This is a genomic window from Kibdelosporangium aridum (genome assembly GCF_900176515.1).
Classification (GTDB): Bacteria; Actinomycetota; Actinomycetes; order Mycobacteriales; family Pseudonocardiaceae; genus Kibdelosporangium; species Kibdelosporangium aridum.
Map to the genome: position 1 here is coordinate 1,809,743 of NZ_FWXV01000001.1, position 16,407 is coordinate 1,826,149.

Annotated in this window: 20 protein-coding genes; 9 read left to right on the plus strand and 11 right to left on the minus strand. The window is 65.9% G+C overall.

What is annotated here, in order from left to right; all coding sequences use genetic code 11:
• Positions 1-10 precede the first annotated feature (10 nt).
• The 3 genes from B9C43_RS07645 to B9C43_RS07655 all read left to right on the plus strand — a co-directional run bounded on the left by B9C43_RS07645 (position 11) and on the right by B9C43_RS07655 (position 2,600).
• On the plus strand, positions 11-811 hold the full coding sequence (locus B9C43_RS07645; RefSeq protein ID WP_033392214.1) for a DUF3097 domain-containing protein: 801 nt from the start codon (positions 11-13) through the stop codon (positions 809-811).
• A gap of 42 nt (positions 812-853) precedes the next feature.
• Positions 854-1,288 (plus strand): NfeD family protein, encoded by a 435-nt coding sequence (locus tag B9C43_RS07650; protein ID WP_033392207.1) that lies wholly within the window; start codon positions 854-856, stop codon positions 1,286-1,288.
• 109 nt (positions 1,289-1,397) lie between these two features.
• The gene (locus tag B9C43_RS07655; RefSeq protein ID WP_456077595.1) at positions 1,398-2,600 is read left to right on the plus strand and encodes an SPFH domain-containing protein; all 1,203 of its coding nucleotides are present in this window, start codon (positions 1,398-1,400) and stop codon (positions 2,598-2,600) included.
• Here the strand turns inward: B9C43_RS07655 and B9C43_RS07660 are convergent.
• The gene (locus tag B9C43_RS07660) at positions 2,577-3,107 is read right to left on the minus strand and encodes a CGNR zinc finger domain-containing protein (RefSeq protein ID WP_084425237.1); all 531 of its coding nucleotides are present in this window, start codon (positions 3,105-3,107) and stop codon (positions 2,577-2,579) included. The two genes, B9C43_RS07655 and B9C43_RS07660, sit on opposite strands and share 24 nt — an antisense overlap.
• Before the next feature lie 177 nt (positions 3,108-3,284).
• Here B9C43_RS07660 and nudC point away from each other — a divergent pair, with 177 nt between their 5' ends.
• A complete protein-coding gene (gene nudC, locus B9C43_RS07665; RefSeq protein WP_084425238.1) occupies positions 3,285-4,088 on the plus strand; it encodes an NAD(+) diphosphatase in 804 nt (267 codons plus the stop codon).
• A gap of 81 nt (positions 4,089-4,169) precedes the next feature.
• Here the strand turns inward: nudC and B9C43_RS07670 are convergent, their stop codons facing one another.
• From B9C43_RS07670 to B9C43_RS07685, 4 genes are read right to left on the minus strand one after another with little or no spacing between them, the layout of a single operon-like run.
• Positions 4,170-4,667 (minus strand): GNAT family N-acetyltransferase, encoded by a 498-nt coding sequence (locus B9C43_RS07670; RefSeq protein WP_033392204.1) that lies wholly within the window; start codon positions 4,665-4,667, stop codon positions 4,170-4,172.
• A 5-nt stretch (positions 4,668-4,672) separates the two neighbouring features.
• Complete coding sequence (locus tag B9C43_RS07675) at positions 4,673-5,020, minus strand: STAS domain-containing protein (protein WP_051897481.1); 348 nt, start codon at positions 5,018-5,020, stop codon at positions 4,673-4,675.
• Between the two features lie 16 nt (positions 5,021-5,036).
• Positions 5,037-6,023, minus strand: coding sequence for a zinc-binding dehydrogenase (locus B9C43_RS07680; protein WP_084425240.1), 987 nt, complete (start codon positions 6,021-6,023; stop codon positions 5,037-5,039).
• Positions 6,024-6,057: 34 nt separating this feature from the next.
• The gene (locus tag B9C43_RS07685) at positions 6,058-7,371 is read right to left on the minus strand and encodes a M14 family zinc carboxypeptidase (protein ID WP_084425241.1); all 1,314 of its coding nucleotides are present in this window, start codon (positions 7,369-7,371) and stop codon (positions 6,058-6,060) included.
• 148 nt (positions 7,372-7,519) lie between these two features.
• Here B9C43_RS07685 and B9C43_RS07690 point away from each other — a divergent pair, with 148 nt between their 5' ends.
• Positions 7,520-8,047, plus strand: coding sequence for a DUF4232 domain-containing protein (locus B9C43_RS07690; protein ID WP_084425242.1), 528 nt, complete (start codon positions 7,520-7,522; stop codon positions 8,045-8,047).
• Between the two features lie 46 nt (positions 8,048-8,093).
• Positions 8,094-8,864, plus strand: coding sequence for a class I SAM-dependent methyltransferase (locus B9C43_RS07695; RefSeq protein ID WP_084425243.1), 771 nt, complete (start codon positions 8,094-8,096; stop codon positions 8,862-8,864).
• 15 nt (positions 8,865-8,879) lie between these two features.
• Here B9C43_RS07695 and B9C43_RS07700 read toward each other — a convergent pair whose 3' ends face one another.
• Positions 8,880-9,806 (minus strand): helix-turn-helix transcriptional regulator, encoded by a 927-nt coding sequence (locus tag B9C43_RS07700; RefSeq protein WP_084425244.1) that lies wholly within the window; start codon positions 9,804-9,806, stop codon positions 8,880-8,882.
• A gap of 82 nt (positions 9,807-9,888) precedes the next feature.
• Here B9C43_RS07700 and B9C43_RS07705 point away from each other — a divergent pair, with 82 nt between their 5' ends.
• From B9C43_RS07705 to B9C43_RS07715, 3 genes are all read left to right on the plus strand, one after another.
• The gene (locus tag B9C43_RS07705) at positions 9,889-10,311 is read left to right on the plus strand and encodes a VOC family protein (protein ID WP_084425245.1); all 423 of its coding nucleotides are present in this window, start codon (positions 9,889-9,891) and stop codon (positions 10,309-10,311) included.
• Positions 10,312-10,342: 31 nt separating this feature from the next.
• Positions 10,343-10,738 carry a hypothetical protein gene (locus tag B9C43_RS07710; protein WP_033392200.1) on the plus strand — a complete coding sequence of 132 codons (396 nt, stop codon included), beginning with the start codon at positions 10,343-10,345 and terminating at the stop codon, positions 10,736-10,738.
• A gap of 412 nt (positions 10,739-11,150) precedes the next feature.
• Positions 11,151-12,173: a tyrosine-type recombinase/integrase gene (locus B9C43_RS07715; protein ID WP_033392199.1), complete on the plus strand. Its 1,023-nt coding sequence runs from the start codon at positions 11,151-11,153 to the stop codon at positions 12,171-12,173.
• Here B9C43_RS07715 and B9C43_RS07720 read toward each other — a convergent pair.
• From B9C43_RS07720 to B9C43_RS07740, 5 genes are all read right to left on the minus strand, one after another.
• Complete coding sequence (locus B9C43_RS07720; RefSeq protein ID WP_084425246.1) at positions 12,122-12,796, minus strand: response regulator; 675 nt, start codon at positions 12,794-12,796, stop codon at positions 12,122-12,124. The genes B9C43_RS07715 and B9C43_RS07720 overlap by 52 nt on opposite strands.
• On the minus strand, positions 12,793-13,842 hold the full coding sequence (locus B9C43_RS07725; protein WP_084425247.1) for a sensor histidine kinase: 1,050 nt from the start codon (positions 13,840-13,842) through the stop codon (positions 12,793-12,795). Before B9C43_RS07725 ends, B9C43_RS07720 begins: the two co-directional genes overlap by 4 nt.
• The gene (locus B9C43_RS07730) at positions 13,835-14,329 is read right to left on the minus strand and encodes a hypothetical protein (protein ID WP_084425248.1); all 495 of its coding nucleotides are present in this window, start codon (positions 14,327-14,329) and stop codon (positions 13,835-13,837) included. The genes B9C43_RS07725 and B9C43_RS07730 overlap by 8 nt, the downstream gene beginning before the upstream one ends.
• Before the next feature lie 191 nt (positions 14,330-14,520).
• Complete coding sequence (locus B9C43_RS07735; RefSeq protein ID WP_200825448.1) at positions 14,521-15,552, minus strand: AAA family ATPase; 1,032 nt, start codon at positions 15,550-15,552, stop codon at positions 14,521-14,523.
• Positions 15,553-15,628: 76 nt separating this feature from the next.
• Entirely contained in the window at positions 15,629-16,402 is a 774-nt protein-coding gene (locus B9C43_RS07740) for an RNA ligase family protein (protein WP_084425250.1), read from the minus strand.
• Positions 16,403-16,407 lie beyond the last annotated feature (5 nt).

Genomic DNA, 16,407 nt, shown 5'->3' on the forward strand with positions numbered 1-16,407 from the left:
CGTGCCCAGCGTGCGCTCCCAGGACTACGGCGACATCCTCGCCGGCAAACCGAAACGCCAGGTCCCGCAGCTGCCCGCCGAGCCAGGCCTGGTGGTCGAAGATCCGGCCAGCGGGTTCTGCGGCGCGGTGGTCAAGATCGAGCACGGCGCCGTGGTCCTGGAAGACCGGCACGGCCGCCACCGCGTGTTCCCGATGCACCCCGCCGGGTTCCTCGTCGAGGGCAAACCCGTCACCTTGGTCAAACCCGCCGCCGCGCCGAAGAAACCCGTGATGTCGGCGTCCGGGTCGGTGAAAGTCGAAGGCCTCAAGGCCCGCACCGCCCGGGCCAGCCGGATCTGGGTCGAAGGCATCCACGACGCCGAACTGGTCGAACGCGTCTGGGGACACGACCTGCGCGTGGAAGGCATCGTCGTGCAGCCGCTCAACGGCATCGACGAGCTGTCCGCCCGGATCGCGGAGTTCTCGCCCGGCCCGCAGCGGCGGCTCGGTGTCCTGGTCGACCACCTCGTCGCGGGCAGCAAGGAATCCCGGATCGTCGAGGCGGTCACCGACCCGAACGTCCTGATCACCGGCCACCCGTACGTCGACATCTGGCAGGCGGTCAAACCCGCCGCGGTGGGCATCGAGGCCTGGCCGGTGATCCCGCGCGGCGTGCCGTGGAAGGAAGGCATCTGCGCCCAGCTGGGCTGGGGCGAGCCCGCCGAGGGCTGGCGGCACGTGCTCAACCACGTGAAAGGGTTCCGCGACCTGGAGACCCCGTTGATCGGCTCGGTCGAGCGGCTCATCGACTTCGTGGGTAACTTCGGGTGACAACACCATCGAAATGACCCCATTCTCTGCCAGGATGTGACCATGGCGGCCTGGCTGGTGTGGTTGATCGCAGGTTTCATCCTGATCTCGGCCGAAGTGCTCTCCGGAGACCTGTGGCTGTTGATGATCGGACTCGGCGCGCTCGGCGGCGCCGCCGCGTCCGCACTCGGCGGCAACCTCGTGGTCAGCGCTGTCATCTTCGCCATCGCCACGATCGCGCTCGTCGGCGGCCTGCGCCCGATGCTGAAACGCAAAATGCTCGCCGGCGGCGACCACAAGACCAACACCCAAGCACTGATCGGCGTGCGCGCGCTGACCGTCACGAAAGTCGACGGCCACCAAGGCCAGGTCAAGATCGGTGGCGAGATCTGGTCAGCCCGCGTGCACAACCCCGACGACACCATCCCCGAACCCGGCACACCGGTCGTCGTGGTGGAAATCTCCGGCGCCACCGCCATCGTCGCGCCCGAACCGTGACCCTGAAACGCGCTCAAAGACCCGGCGCGATCGCACGGCAGCGAGTAGAACGAACCTCAAGTAGCGCGCGGAAGGTGGAGGTACAGCTTTGGACGCCGTCGCGATCGTGATCGTCGCGGTCATCGTGATCTTCGTGCTGACCATTGTGGTCAAATCGATCCTGGTCATCCCGCAGGCACAGTCCGCGGTGATCGAACGACTCGGCAAGTTCACCAAGGTCGCCGAGCCGGGACTGAACTTCCTCGCCCCCTTCGTCGACCGGGTCCGCGCCCGCATCGACCTGCGCGAGCAAGTCGTGTCGTTCCCGCCGCAACCGGTGATCACCCAGGACAACCTGACCGTGTCCATCGACACGGTGGTGTACTTCCAGGTCACCGACTCGCGCGCGGCGGTCTACGAGATCTCCAACTACATCGTCGGTGTCGAGCAGCTGGCCACCACGACCCTGCGTAACCTCGTCGGCGGGATGAGCCTGGAAGAGACCCTGACCTCCCGCGACGAGATCAACAACCAGCTGCGTGGCGTGCTGGACGAAGCCACCGGCCGGTGGGGCATCCGGGTGGCGCGCGTCGAGCTCAAGGCGATCGACCCGCCACCGTCCATCCAGGACTCGATGGAAAAGCAGATGCGCGCCGACCGGGAGAAGCGCGCCATGATCCTCACCGCGGAAGGCCAGCGGGAAGCCGCGATCAAGACCGCCGAAGGCCAGAAACAGTCCCAGATCCTGTCCGCGGAAGGCGCCAAGCAGGCCGCGATCCTCGCCGCGGAGGCCGAGCGGCAGTCACGCATCCTGCGCGCCCAGGGTGAACGAGCCGCGCGCTACCTGCAGGCCCAAGGCCAGGCCAAAGCCATCGAGAAGGTCTTCACCGCGATCAAGGCGGGCAAGCCCACCCCGGAAGTGCTGGCCTACCAGTACCTGCAGACCCTGCCGCAGATGGCACAGGGCGATGCGAACAAGGTGTGGCTGGTGCCCAGCGACTACGGCAAAGCCCTCGAAGGCTTCGCCAAGATGCTCGGCGCGCCCGGCGACGACGGCGTGTTCCGCTACGAACCACCGAAGGAAGACATCCCGCTGTCCAAGCCCGAACAGGACGACGAGGAGATCAAGGACTGGTTCGACACCGCACCCGACCCGCACGTCGCCGAAGCCGTGCGCGCCGCGGAAGCCGTCGCCCGCAAAGAAGTCCCCAGCCCGCTGCAGGTCCGGCCCACCCCGGCCGGCCGCCAGCCGCTCGAGCCGCCGCTGCCACCCGGCCCCGGCGTGGACCTGGCCGACTCACCGGAACTGTCAGACGACCCGCGCAACCCGTGACCGGTGATCGGCCACATGCACCCTTGTCGCGCAACGGGTTGAGCAGAACCTGCGACGCCCGTTGCGCGACGTGTCCACATACACCACCTCGCACCCGTCGTTGTCACAGCGGCCCAACCGGGCCGGATCCAGACACAGCACATGCGCCAGGCCCGCGGCGGTGAACGCCTTCACCCGCGTGACGATGTCGTCGTGCTCGTGCGCGTAATGGATGTGCGGGTCCCGCCCGTCATGCCGGGAGATGTACGGCCTGCTCGCTGAGTCCGCCAGCAGGCCGTTCACGGCGTCCACCAGCCGATCCAGATCCGCCTGGCCGAACACGGGGGAGAGGCGGTCGGCCCACGCCAGGATCTGCGCCGCCGACTCAGGCGTGATCGCCTCGGCGCTGCGGTGGTACTTCGGCACGATCTGCCCGATCAACTCGACCGTGTCCTCGGCGCCCCGGTCGATGTTGACCAGGGCCGCGGCCAGCTCCGCCGCCGGCCCACCGTAAGGGTTGAAATGCATTAACCCATTACACCAGGCTGGGCGCGTGACCACCACCTGCCCCAGCTGCGGCTGGCCCATCGATGAACTGTCCACATCGGCACACCGCACCTCCGAAGGCGTCGTCGACTACCGCCAATGCGTCTGCGGCACGTGGCTAGTCCTCGTCAACGGCCGCACCGTGAGTAGCGTGGCAACATGCTCGCGTACAACGGACTGACCCTCGACCGCGCACCCAGCCGCCGCGCCGACCCCGACTGGATCGCCGCCCAGCGAGCACACCCCACCACCCGCGTCATCGGCTTCTGGCAAGACAAACTCCTGCCCGACGCCCACCCCCAACCCGACGCCGACGCGGTATTCCTCGGCCTGGACGGCGACACCGCCGTGTTCGCCACCGACCTGCCGAGCCCCACCGGCCAACCCCACGACCTGCGCGCCCTAGTCAGCACCCTCGACCCCGCCGAAGCCGCCACCCTGGCCTACGCACGCGGAATCCTGCACTGGCAACGCAACCAACGCTTCTGCGGCGCCTGCGGCGGCGCCACCGACCCCCGCGACGGCGGACACCACCGGCAATGCCGAAACTGCGGCAAACTGCTGTTCCCACGCATCGAACCCGCCATCATCGTCCTGGTCACCTGGCAGGACCACTGCCTGCTCGCCCGCCACCGCGGCGCCAACGGCTACTCGACGCTGGCCGGATTCGTGGAAGTGGGGGAGAACCTCGAAACCGCGGTCCACCGCGAAGTCCGCGAAGAAGCCGGCGTGCGGCTCGCCGACGTGCGCTACCAAGCCTCACAAGCCTGGCCGTTCCCCGCCGGACTGATGATCGGCTACCGCGCCCACGCCGCCAGCCCCGACATCAACGTCGACCACACCGAACTCGACGACGCACGCTGGTTCACCGCCACCGAGGTCCGCGCACTACGCGACGCCGAACACCACAGCGACTCCATCGAACGCTTCCTCGTCGACGGCTGGCTCACCGAGCAGAGCTAGGAGAGCAACGCCAACCAGGGCAGCTCCGACTCGCGCTCGCGGGATCACCCGAGGAGGGATGCGACCCTTTCGCGCTGACCATCAGACGTTGTCGAACGGCGCCGCGTACCGGAACGTCCCCTGGATCTTGTCCTCGTACGCGGCCAGCTTGCGCACCTGGAAATGCTGCAACCAATCCGGATCCGGCGGCAGCACATGCGTCATCGCACCCAGCTCGAACCCGAACCGCTCATAGAACCGCGGATCACCCAGCAACCCCACCAACGGCTCACCCAACGCGTCCGCCGCACCCAGCACCGAATGCATCAACGCGGCACCCAACCCCCGGCCCTGGAAACGCGGGAGCACCCCGATCGGCCCCAACGCCACCACCGGCCAATCGTCCACATGCGCCCGCGTCACCACCACATGCCCCGCCACCTCGACCCCGAACCGCACCACCAACGACAACTGCGGGATCCACGCGTCACTGGCCCGCAACTCATCCAGCAGCGACGCCTCCAACTCCCGGCCGAACGCCTCGACATGCACCGCACGCGCACCGGCCACATCACCCGGCTGCTCCCGACACACCCACATCCGGCTCAGCCCCGGGCCTCGTCGACCGACTCGTACAACCGCAACGTCTCGGTCAACCCAGTCAGCTGGAACACCCGCGCGGTGTTCGCGTTGGTCACGATCCGCACCGCACACCCCGCCTCATCCGCCTGCTGATGGGCCTGCACCAACACCGACAACCCCGCCGAGCTCAGAAACGACACCCCACTCAAATCCACCACCAGCACCCGCCCGGCCGACGGCATCGCCTGCTCCACACTGACCTGCAACTGCGGCGCCGTCACCGTGTCGACCTCACCCCGCACCGACAACACCGGACCCGACGGGCCCTGCTCGACACCGATCGACAACGACTGGAACTCGGCGGAAGACATGCGCGACATCATCGCATCACGCCAGCAGAACCACCTTGCCCACCGTGCCGCGCGTCTCCAACGCCCGATGCGCCGCCGCGGCCTGCGCCAACGGGAACGTCTGCGTCAACGGCACCAGCTCCTTCGCCGCCAACGCAGCCAACGCCGCGCTCTCCAAGTCACGCATCCCACCAGGCCGACGCAGGATCCGCGGCCCGATCGCCGCCGTCGCGGTCAAACTCCGCGCCCACAAATCCCCAGCCGACAACTCCAACTGCTCACCCGAGGAAAACCCGAACATCACCACACGCCCGCCCACACCCAGCAGATCGAACGCCGCCCGCCCCGCCGCACCACCCACACTGTCGAAATACACCGTCAACTCACGGCCACCCAACGCCTGCCGCACCCGCTCCGGCCAGCCATCCACCCGGTAGTCCAGCACCACGTCCGCACCCAGCCCCCGCACCGCCTCGACCTTCGCCGCCCCACCCGCCAACGCCACCACGAACGCCCCCGCATTCCTGGCCGCCTGCACCAACAACGCGCCCATACCGCCCGCCGCCGCAGGCACCAGCACCACATCCTCCGCCGTGAGATTCGCCTGCTCCAACACCGCCATCGTGGTACGACCCGTGCCGATCATCGCCACGGCCTTGTCGAATTCCACCCCGTCCGCGAGCTCATGCAGCGACGCCACATTCGCCACCGCCAACTCCGCGTACCCACCACTGGCCTGCCCCAGATGCGCCACCACCCGCTTACCCAGCCACGCCTGATCCACCTGCGCACCCACCGCGTCCACCACACCCGCCACCTCACGCCCAGGCGTCATCGGCAACTGCGGCAACGCAAACGGCCCACCCGCCGCACCACTGCGGATCGACGTGTCCACAAGGTGCACACCCGCCGCCGCCACCCGCACACGCACCTGGCCCCGGTCCGGGACCGGGGCAGGCACCTCCTCCAACCGCAACACTTCAGCCGGGCCGAACTCGTACTGCCGAATCGCACGTGATGTCATACGGCCCAGCCTGCAACCTCAACCCCGGTTGAGGTCAACTCGCGTAAGGAGCCTTCGCGGCCTTCGCCGCCGTCAGCAACGCACCCTTGTTGCGCGGCCAGAACAAACTGTCCACACAGGAGTACTGCGGGAAGAACCCGCCACAGTTGCCGCTACTGGAACCCAACTCGAACGTGTAACTCGCGATCCCCAGATTGCCGTACGTGAAATCGTCCGTCGTCCCGGTCGTGTCACCCTCAGCCCGCACCGTGTAGGAGTTGAACGCCGCCATCTTGCGGCCCAACGCGTCCAGCCCAGCCTTGTTCGGATTCGCGTTCCACGTCCACCCCCACGGCGGCATGATCAAGTTGCCGTAACTGTGCACCGTGATCATCACACCCTTGGTCGTCACCGGCGCCACATCCGTGTCACCAGGCCCACGCTGGTCCGGGAACAACTGCTTGAACCACGCCTCCAACGCCCTCGTCTCCGGCTCGGAACCCGCCGACGTGCCCTGGTAGGTCTCACCACACCGACTGGTGCCCGCGCCGCCCCACTTGAACGTCGAATTCCGGTTCAGATCCACCCCACCCGTCGGCACCGCGCACCCCGTCGGGTTGTTGGCGTTCTTACGCTGCATCCGCGGCGAATTCCCACCCGAGGCGACAATGTCCACCCCATCAGGATTCGCCACCGGCACAACCCACATCTCCGTGGTGTCCATAATGGACGTCACCTCGGGATCCGACCCGTACCCCTTGGTCAGATGATCGATCCACCGCCACGCCAACTCACTCGTCGCCAACTCCCGCGCATGCAACTGCGCGATCATCGCGAACCGCGGCTTGGCCGAATTCGGGTTCAGCGCACAATCCCCAGCCTGCTTCTTGGTGATACAGACCGCCCGGATGTCATGCCCACCCCGGCCCTGCGTCTTCAACCAGCTGTCACCAATGTCGTACACCTGCGTCAACGCCGGAAACGCCGCCGCGGCATCCGTCAGACGCTTCGCGTTCTCAGCCGCCGTGCGATACCCGCCATAGAACGTCTGCACACCCACATCCGCGACACGGGGGAGCACGTCCTTGTAAACCGTGTCGTGCCTGACCGGCCGGAAACCCAACCCAGCCAACTGATCCGCGACCCGCTGATCACCCACGACCTGCAGAGCACCGCCGTCACCGTGCTCGACATCAAACCCAGCCGCCTTCAACGCCCGCTCACTGGCACCAGGAACCTGCCAGTAATACGGCGCCGGATCTGGCTGTACCACTTCATTCTGGGCCGCCGACGGAGCATTCGACGGGGTATTGACCAGGACCAACGGCACCGCCAACGCGGCAGCCACCACACCGATCCGGACCTTCATCGACACACCTCCACAACGGGCCGACGGTCAATGCAGGGGACGAACGGACCGCCGCGCCGAACGCGAGTATGAGGTGACATGCATGTGATTAGAACCTACGAACGGTGGTCACATGTAAACGGAAAGTATCGCCTGAAAGGATGATCATGTGCGACCTCTGATCATCCTGACCCTGCTGCTGCTCACCGCATGCAGCACACCCAAACCCAACCCGACGCCGCCACCCCCAAGCACCACACCACCACAACCCACCGGCCTCATCATCCGCCCCGGCACCGTCGACGCCGCCATGGGCCTACGCGTCCTGGACATCCAACTCACCAACCACGGACCCGCCACCACCCACATCAACGGCTACCCCGACATCCGCATCCTCGACAAAGACCGCACACCCATTAACGCCACCATCGGCCATGGATCCAACGGCATCACCACCGGCCTCCAACACTTCGACCGCCCACCCCAAACCATCACCCTCCAACCCGGCCAAACCGCCCACGCCGGACTGCTCTGGCGCAACCTCGTCACCGAAACCGACCGCAAAGCCACCCTCGGCGTCTACCTCACCATCACCCCAACCCCCACAGCAGCACCCCAAACCATCGAACCCGACGGCGGCATCGACCTCGGCAACACCACCACACTCGGCCTGAGCCCCTGGACCATCACGCCCTGAGCAGAATCACTGGCACACCAGCCGACACACTCGGCACGCTGACCCCATGAGCAGGGGATTCCGCGGCGAGGTCGCCGACTACTACCAACGCTACCGACCCGGCTACCCAGCCGAAGTCTTCGACACCCTCACCGACGTCTTCACACTGACAGACAACGACACCGCCATCGACCTCGGCTGCGGCACCGGACAACTCACCATCCCACTCGCAGAACGCGTCCGCAGCGTCATCGGCATGGACATCGAACCCGACATGCTCGCCCACGCCCGCACCACGGCAGGGGAGCGGCCCATCACCTGGCTACTGGCCGGCGACACCCACATCCCACACCTGATACCCCTCCTGGGCCACCGATCCGTCGGCGTGATCACCATCGGCCAAGCCCTGCACTGGATGGACCACAACACCCTCTTCCACAACGCACGCCCACTCCTGCGCGACACAGGGGGAGTAGCCGTGATCACCAACGGAACCCCACTCTGGCTCCAAGACACCACCTGGTCCCGCGCGCTGCGCACCTGCGTGGAAGACCTGCTCGGCCACCCCGTCACCGCCACCTGCGGCACCGACACCGAAAGCCACCAGCGCTACACCCACAGCCTCACCACCGCCGGATACGCCGTACACACCGCAACAGTCAGCTACACCAGGCACCTGAACATCGACCACATCCTCGGCGGCATCTACTCAGCACTCTCACCCGAACAACTACCCACCGACCGCGACGCCTTCGCCACAAAACTCCAGCACACACTCGAACCACACCAGCCATACACCGAACACGTCACCGTCACACTGCTGCTCGGCGTCGCCTGACCCCATCGCACCTGCTCACCCGTACTGCGCCACCAACTCCGAACCCAGCCGCACCAACTCCGCCTTCACCGCATCCGACTCCTCGACCTCCACCAACGCACCCCACCCAGCCAACACCTGCGCGATCATGATCGGCATCGACGCGGCAAGACGCAGCCGCACCCGCCCGTCAGCCAACTCCTCCAACACCTCACAATGCCGCCCGAACTGATCCCGCAACACGAACACATGCCTCGCCTGCGCCAACACCACCGCCGACACCAACCCACGCCGACGCTCAACCTGCTCGACCACCTCGTCCCACGCCGTCGACAAGTCGAAATCATCCGGACGATCAGCAGGGGAGTCCGTCACCTCCACATCGGTCATCCGATCCACCCGGAACGTCCGCCGCCCGGAACCCGTACCGGCGATCAAATACCAAACCTCGTCCTTGTCCACCAACCCAAGCGGATCCACCACACGCACCGACTGCTTGTACGTGAACCGCACCCGCACCCGGCGCACCACCGCAGACTGCAATACCTCAACCGGACCCTGCCGAACCTTCTGCCGCTCACCCCACCGGCTCGAATCAATCACCACCGCACTGGCCGCAGCCTCCGCATCAGCCCGGAACGTATCCGGCAACGCCCGCACCAACTTCCGCAACGCCGCCTTCGCCTCCGGCGCGATCGCCGCGGCAGGCCCCACCAGAAGAAACAACGCCTGCGCCTCAGCCGCCGACAACCCGCTCAAGTCGGTGCGCGCACCACCGACCAACTGCCACCCGCCACCACGACCAGCCTGCGGATACACCGGAATCCCAGCAGCCGACAACGCCTCAAGATCCCGGCGCGCGGTCGCCACCGAGATCTCCAACTCCTCAGCAAGCTCAGCCGCGGTCACCCGACCCCGCGACTGCATCAACAACAAGGCGGCAACGAGCCGATCAGCACGCATAGGGGAGAGTCTCGCAAACAAAGTGCTCAATTGATGAGCACTTTACCCGGCAGGCTCAGAGCCAACCGGAAAGGAGAACCCCATGCTACGAGGACTCGCCACCGTCAGCTTCTTCGCCGACTCACTCGCCGACGCCCGCACCTGGTACACCGAACTGCTGGGCATCGAGTCGTACTACCAGTTCCCACACGACAGCCCACCCGCGTACATCGAATACCGAATCGGGGACTACGAACACGAACTCGGCTTCATCGACCGAAAATACGCACCCCACAAAGCAACCGAACCCGCAGGCTCAGTCACCTTCTGGCACGTCGACGACATCGAGGAAGCCATGCGCCGCCTGGTGGCACACGGCGCCACCGTGCACGAGCCGATCACCCCACGCGAAGCAGGATTCGTGACAGCATCGGTCATCGACCCCTTCGGCAACATCCTCGGCATCATGTACAACCCGCACTACGTGGACATCAGGGGAGCACACACCGCCCAGTCGGGCGACTGAAGCACAGCCCACCGCGTGACATGCTGAGCTGGTGATCAACAGGATCGAAGCGATGCAGGCCGGGGTCGGCATCCTCACCGTCGCCCACGGCGCCATCCGTGGCTCCGAGAAGACCGACATCAAAGCGGCGCTGTCGCTTCTCCGGCACGGCGTGCTGGACCTTCAGATCGACATCAGCGCAGTCCCGCCGGACCAGAACGAGGCAGTCCGTCGGATAGCACAGGAAGTCGCCGAGGAGTTGAGCAAGCGGGCACAGCTGATGGTCAACGGATGCGTGAAGGCGTTCGTGGACGTCGCGATGGCCTACGAGCGGGACTGCCCGGACGCGGACATCCCAGCGATCCTGCAGAAGGCGTCGCTGGATCTGGCGTCCGAGCGGTTCGGCACCGATTCCGGCTCCGGGGAGGGCCCGTCATCCGTTACTTGACATAATGTAGATTATCGAACTTGGCGAAGATCGAATATCAGGCGCCGAGAGAGGCATGCCGGGCCGTGTTTCGGGCTGCCCGGAAGACTCAAACGCTCTGTCGTTGGCTCCTGACGAACCTTCCACCGGTCAACCGAGCCGGACTGGCCGAGCCGGCGGACGAGTTGGTTCTTTGGCGGGCTGGAGATGCCAACGGATGCATCCCGACGTTCCAACGTCCTACAGATGGCACTCGACTTGGTCGGACAGCTCAGCCGTCAGCGGCCGCGCCCTGGCCCCCAGGCTCGGGTTCAACACCTCTTATTAATCGTCACCGTGACGTAAGTCCGACGGGTGTCCGGACGTCGCCGATCGGAGTTCTGTCCGGTTTGATGCATAATGACTGTTATGCATGAATTCAACGGGTGTGGAAATGTGGATTGTCGGTGGGTCCCGGTATCAAGATCATGTGCTGCTGCTCCACGCCCAGGACGCGTTCTTCCTCGCCCGCAAACCCCGTAAGGACTCCCCGCACACCACAGCCGCCTACCGTCGCGATCTGCACGGCATCACTTCCCTACTCGCCGACACCGCCAGCAAATCCATAGCTGAGCTAACCATCGAGGATCTGACTGTGCCGGCGCTGCGGGCGGCGTTCGGCGAGTTCGCCGACGGACATGCCAAAACGTCCGTGGCACGCGCCTGGTCGACGTGGAATCAGTTTCTCAACTTCTGTGTCGCCGACGGCTTGCTGGAAGGAAATCCGATGGGCGCGGTCGTCCGGCCGAAGGCGCCGCCGCCCTCCCCCAAGCCGCTGCGCGGTGAGGACACCCCGGAGAGACTCCTTGCCGCGGCGGCGTCTGGGGCGCGGAAGGCTCGTGATCCGTGGCCGGAGCGGGACGTCCTGGTGATCGCGCTTGGCCTTGTCGCGGGTCTCAGATCGGCGGAAGTCCGTGCGCTGCAACGGTCTTCGGTGGTCGGCAGGCCTGGGGAGCAGCGTCTTCATGTGCACGGCAAGGGAAGCCGGGAACGGTCCATCCCGATCGAGCCGTCGATGGAGCGTGTGATCGACGCGTACCTGGCGTCGTGCGCGGTGCGGTTCCCGCATCAGCGATTCGGCCCGAATTCGGCTCTGCTGCTGGATTATCGGGGTGAGCCGATCGGTCGTGGCGCGCTGGACTACCTGGTGAAGACCAGTTATCGGTGGGCGGGGATCCGTGATCAGGTCCCGACGGGGGCGAACCTGCACGCGTTGCGGCACACGTTCGCGACGCGGCTGGCTGAGGATGGCGCGAACGCGGCGGAGATCATGGCGTTGTTGGGGCACGCGAATTTGAACACGAGCCAGAACTACATTGAGGCCACGGGGAAGGAACGCCGGGCGGCGGCTGCGGGCAACCGGACCTATCGGGCGTTGTCGGGGTTGGAGCCGGGGGTGACGAGCCCGGATTCGTAGCCTGCGATGACCAGGTGGACGCGGTCGCGGGCGTGGAGTTTCGTCAAGATGCGGCTGACGTGTGTCTTGACCGTGAGCGGGCTGAGTACCAGGGTGTCGGCGATTTCGTGGTTGCTGAGGCCTTTGGCGACGAGTGTGAGGACTTCGCGTTCCCGCTCGGTCAGCCCGTCCATGCGTTTCGTCACGGGTGTGTGGTCGGGGGCGCGGAGGAACCGGGCGATCAGCGTGGCGGTTGGTCCCGGTGACAGCAGCCGCTCCCCTGCGGCGACGGCGCGGATCGCGTCGAGGAGGTCGGCGGGGCGGATGTCTTTGACGACGAATCCGCTCGCGCCGGCTCGTAGTGCGGCGGCGACGTTTTCGTCGGTGTCGTAGGTGGTGAGCACGAGGACGCGGACGCCGGGGTGGTTGTCGGTGATGTGGCGGGTGGCTTCGATGCCGTCGAGGTCGGGCATGCGCAGGTCCATCAGCACGACGTCGGGGGTGACGGCGGCGGCTGTGTCGATGGCTTGGCGTCCGGTGGCGGCTTCGCCGACGCATTCGATGTCTGGTGCGGAGTCGATGAGCATGGCGAACGCGCCGCGGACGAGTGCTTGGTCGTCGGCGAGCAGGACGCGGATGGTCATGACTTCCCTGTCGGCAGTTCGGCGGTGACGGTGTAGCCGTTGTCGGTGTGGATGGTGAGGTGGCCGCCGATGCTGCGGGCGCGTTCGGTCATGCCGATGATGCCGTGGCCTTCGCCGGGGTTGGTGGTGGTGCCGTTGTCGGTGATGGTCACGGTGAGCATGTCGGCACCGTAGTCGAGGCTGACGGCCGCGGTGGTGGCGTTGGAGTGCTTGACGATGTTGGTGAGGCTTTCCTGGACGATCCGGTAGGCGGCGATTTCGACGTGTGGTGGCAGTGGGCGTTCGGTTCCGGTGTTCTGGAAGGTGATGTCGATGCCGGCGGCGTGGGTGACGCTGCCGAGGTCGGTGATGTTGGGCAGGACGGGGATGGGGTCGCGGAGGACTTCGACGGTGGAGCGGAGTTCGGTGCGGGCTTGGTCGCAGGCGTCGGTGATGGTGTCGAGTGTTTTCGCGACGGTGGCGCGGTCGAGTGGCTGGGTGGTTTCGGTGATGAGGTGTGCGGCGACGCTGGCTTGGACGCGGATGGTGGTGATGGTGTGGGCGAGCAGGTCGTGCAGGTCGCGGGCGATGCGGAGGCGTTCTTCGGTGACCTGTTGGCGGGTTTGCTTGGCGTGGTTGGCGTTTCGTTGGCGGGCGTGTTCGCCGAGGACGATGGCGGCGGTGAGCCAGCCGAGCGTGCCGAGTGCGTCGATGCCGAGGCCTTGGTCGTCGATGGCGCGCGCGGCGAGGACGTAGACGCAGGTGAATGTGGTGGCGGTGATGGACCAGATGCGGGTGCTGGTGGAGACGACGGTGTAGAGGGCGACGAGCGCGGGTGGCATGAGTGCGTCGTGCGGGTAGTCGAGGGTGTTGTAGATGGTGGATAGGACGATGTGGACGGCCAGGACGGGGATGGGCCAGCGTCGGCGTGCGGTGATCGGGAGTGTGGCGGCGATGGCGAGTGTGATGCCTTGGGCGTCGAGGGCCCGGTTTTCCGGTGCGAGGTAGCCCCAGGTGAGGACGAGTGCGGTGAGTCCGAGGCCGAGCAGGATGTCCTTGTTACGCATGGGTTTTGCGGGTGGTGGCGCGCAGGAGCATGGCGAGGGTGACCAGGGCGAGGATGGTCATGAGGGTGATGCGTAGCCAGTGGGTGTCCATGATCCGCTCGTAGGGGACGCTGAAGGTGTTGTCGGTATCGCGAACATAGCCGCCGTTGCCGATCTGGTGCTGCCATTTCGCCCACATGGTGAACGAGGTGATGAAGACGGCGGCGTGGATGGCGGCGGCGGTGCCGACGGTCCACCACGGCACTCGTGAGTGTCGTAGGACGAGCAGGGCGAGCGTGCAGGCGGCGGATGCGATGGCCAGTGGCATGATGACGGTGTCGACGACGGACGCCCAGTTGTCGTGTACGGCGGTCATGTCGTGTGGGGATATGTGTTGCCAGGATTGGTAGTGCGCGTGGGTGAGGAGGATCTGGCCGACGTTGGCGGCGGCGAGCGCGGTGGCGATGGCTAGGACGATGGTTGCCCAACGGTCTTTGAGGGTGCTCATAGGGTCGACTGTGGTCGTTGGGGGCAGTGGTTTCGTCCGGCTGGGGATGGCAGTTACGGGTACTCCCGTGGGAGTACCAAGATCGATGTTTCCGCAGGTGAGGGCGGTCGGGCCCCGGTTGTGGTGGAGTTCGACGGGCTTACCCGACGAGGTTTTCGAGCTGCTGACCACCGAACCCGAGTGGTTCTCCCCTACTTCGTGCTCAACCAGTGCACGCTGTGCGCTTCGGTGGGGTCGGGGGCTTCCCATTTGTTCGCCAGGCGGTCGATGACCGTGGCGGGTACGGGTTCTGGGCGGGCGGCGTTGCGTGATGTGATCACCGCCGGTGGTGCCTCTAGTGCGACTACTTCCACCCGTGCTTTGTAGGCCGCGGCGAGTCCGATGGACTGTTGCCTGATCTGCCTGGATACGTTGGTTCCGTTCCACACGAACGGTTGTCCGGCGCGTAGGTACCTGCGTGCCTGTTCTTGTGCTGCGCTGATCACCGGGCGTTGGTCGTCGGTGGGTTTGACGCGCAGTTCGGTGCGCAGGGTGTCCAGGCTGATCACTGGTAGGCCCGAGCGGTGAGCGGCGATCCAGGTGTCTTTGCCGACGCCGGGTAGCCCGGACATGATTGTGACGGTCAGGCGGGTGTCGTCGTAGGCGTCGTAGTTGGGGTCACGGCCGGGCGTGCGGAAGTACATGAACCGGGCGTGGTCTGAGGAAAACGCGCGTGGACGGCCCAAGCAGGACATTTCGTCGCAGTATTCGCGGTAGAGGGCGATGTTGTCGAGTACTTCGGTGACGTCCGAGCAGATCCGGCCGAGGATGTCGGCGGTCGCGAGCATGACCAGGTCGGTGTTGGAGGCGAGCAGGCTCGCGCGGAACGCGATCTGTTCGATGTCGGGACGCTCCAGTGCCCAGAACGGAATCTGGTGGTGGCGCACCAATGCCGCGACGTGTTCGCGCCATGCGATGGGCGCGTCCAGTTCCCAGAGGATGCGTCGGACCAGTAGGTCGCCGCGGCGGGAGTGGCCGTGTGCGGTGATGCGTCCGTCGATGTGTTGTGTGCAGTCGGGTTTGGCTACGTCGTGCAGCAGTACCGTGGCGAACATCCGCACTTGCGCGTCGCGTGGCAAGGCCCGCCATTCCGGTAGCGACACGAGGGCTTCGCAGGCCATGCGGGTGTGGGTTTCGACGTCGCCTTCCGCGTGGTGCACGCAGTCCTGGGGTACGTCGGTCATCCGGCGGATCCACCAGAACGCCTCCCGGATGTCGGGCCACGAGACTGTCCATGGTGGACTGGTTGGGCAGAGTTGCTCAAACACCTCCATACATCACCGCCGGGTTGGCCAGTTGGTTCGGCACGATGGGCCGGTCGGCCCAGTGCGAGCCGGAGTCCAGGACCGCGGTCAGGAATGTGGGCCGCACCCACTTGTACCGTTCGGCCACTACCCCGTTCTCCTCGACCTTGATGTACAGGCCTTCCATGTCTTCGTTCATGTCGGTCTCGGCGAGGACCGTGGCACTCCCCTGTGCTGCGGAATGCAAAGCGTCGCGCCAGCGCGCGGTGCGGCAGGTCGAGGGGCCGACGAACGACAGCAGTGTGGACAGGGACGCGACCGGGCCGGTGTGCAGGATGGGGACTGAGCTGATCGGCAGTCCGGACAGCAGGTTGGCCCGCCGCTCGCTCGAGAGAAAATCTCCCGTGGTTGTGTCGAGGATGTCGAATTCGCAGAAATAGTGCGGCAGTGCGTCGTAGAACACTGTGTGTTTCGCGTACATCCATTCGCCGTAGACGATGTAGCGGTCGCCGATTCGGTCGAACAATGCGTGCTGGATTGTCGCCGCCCATGCTTTGAATGGGCCGAATTGTCGTTCTCGTGGGCCGCCGGTGAGGTAGTGGCCGCGGCTTTGCAGCTGCAGTGTGCCGTCCGGGGTGAAGCTGATGGCCGCGTTCGCCCCGTCGAGTTTTTCCTCAACGACCAGGTGTCGGTTCCGGATCTGGGTGAAGGCGACCGAGTGCATGTCTTCGTCGCCTGGTTGCAGCCGGGACGATTCCAGGTGATGGGTTCGGGGGTACTTGCGTAACACGTCGC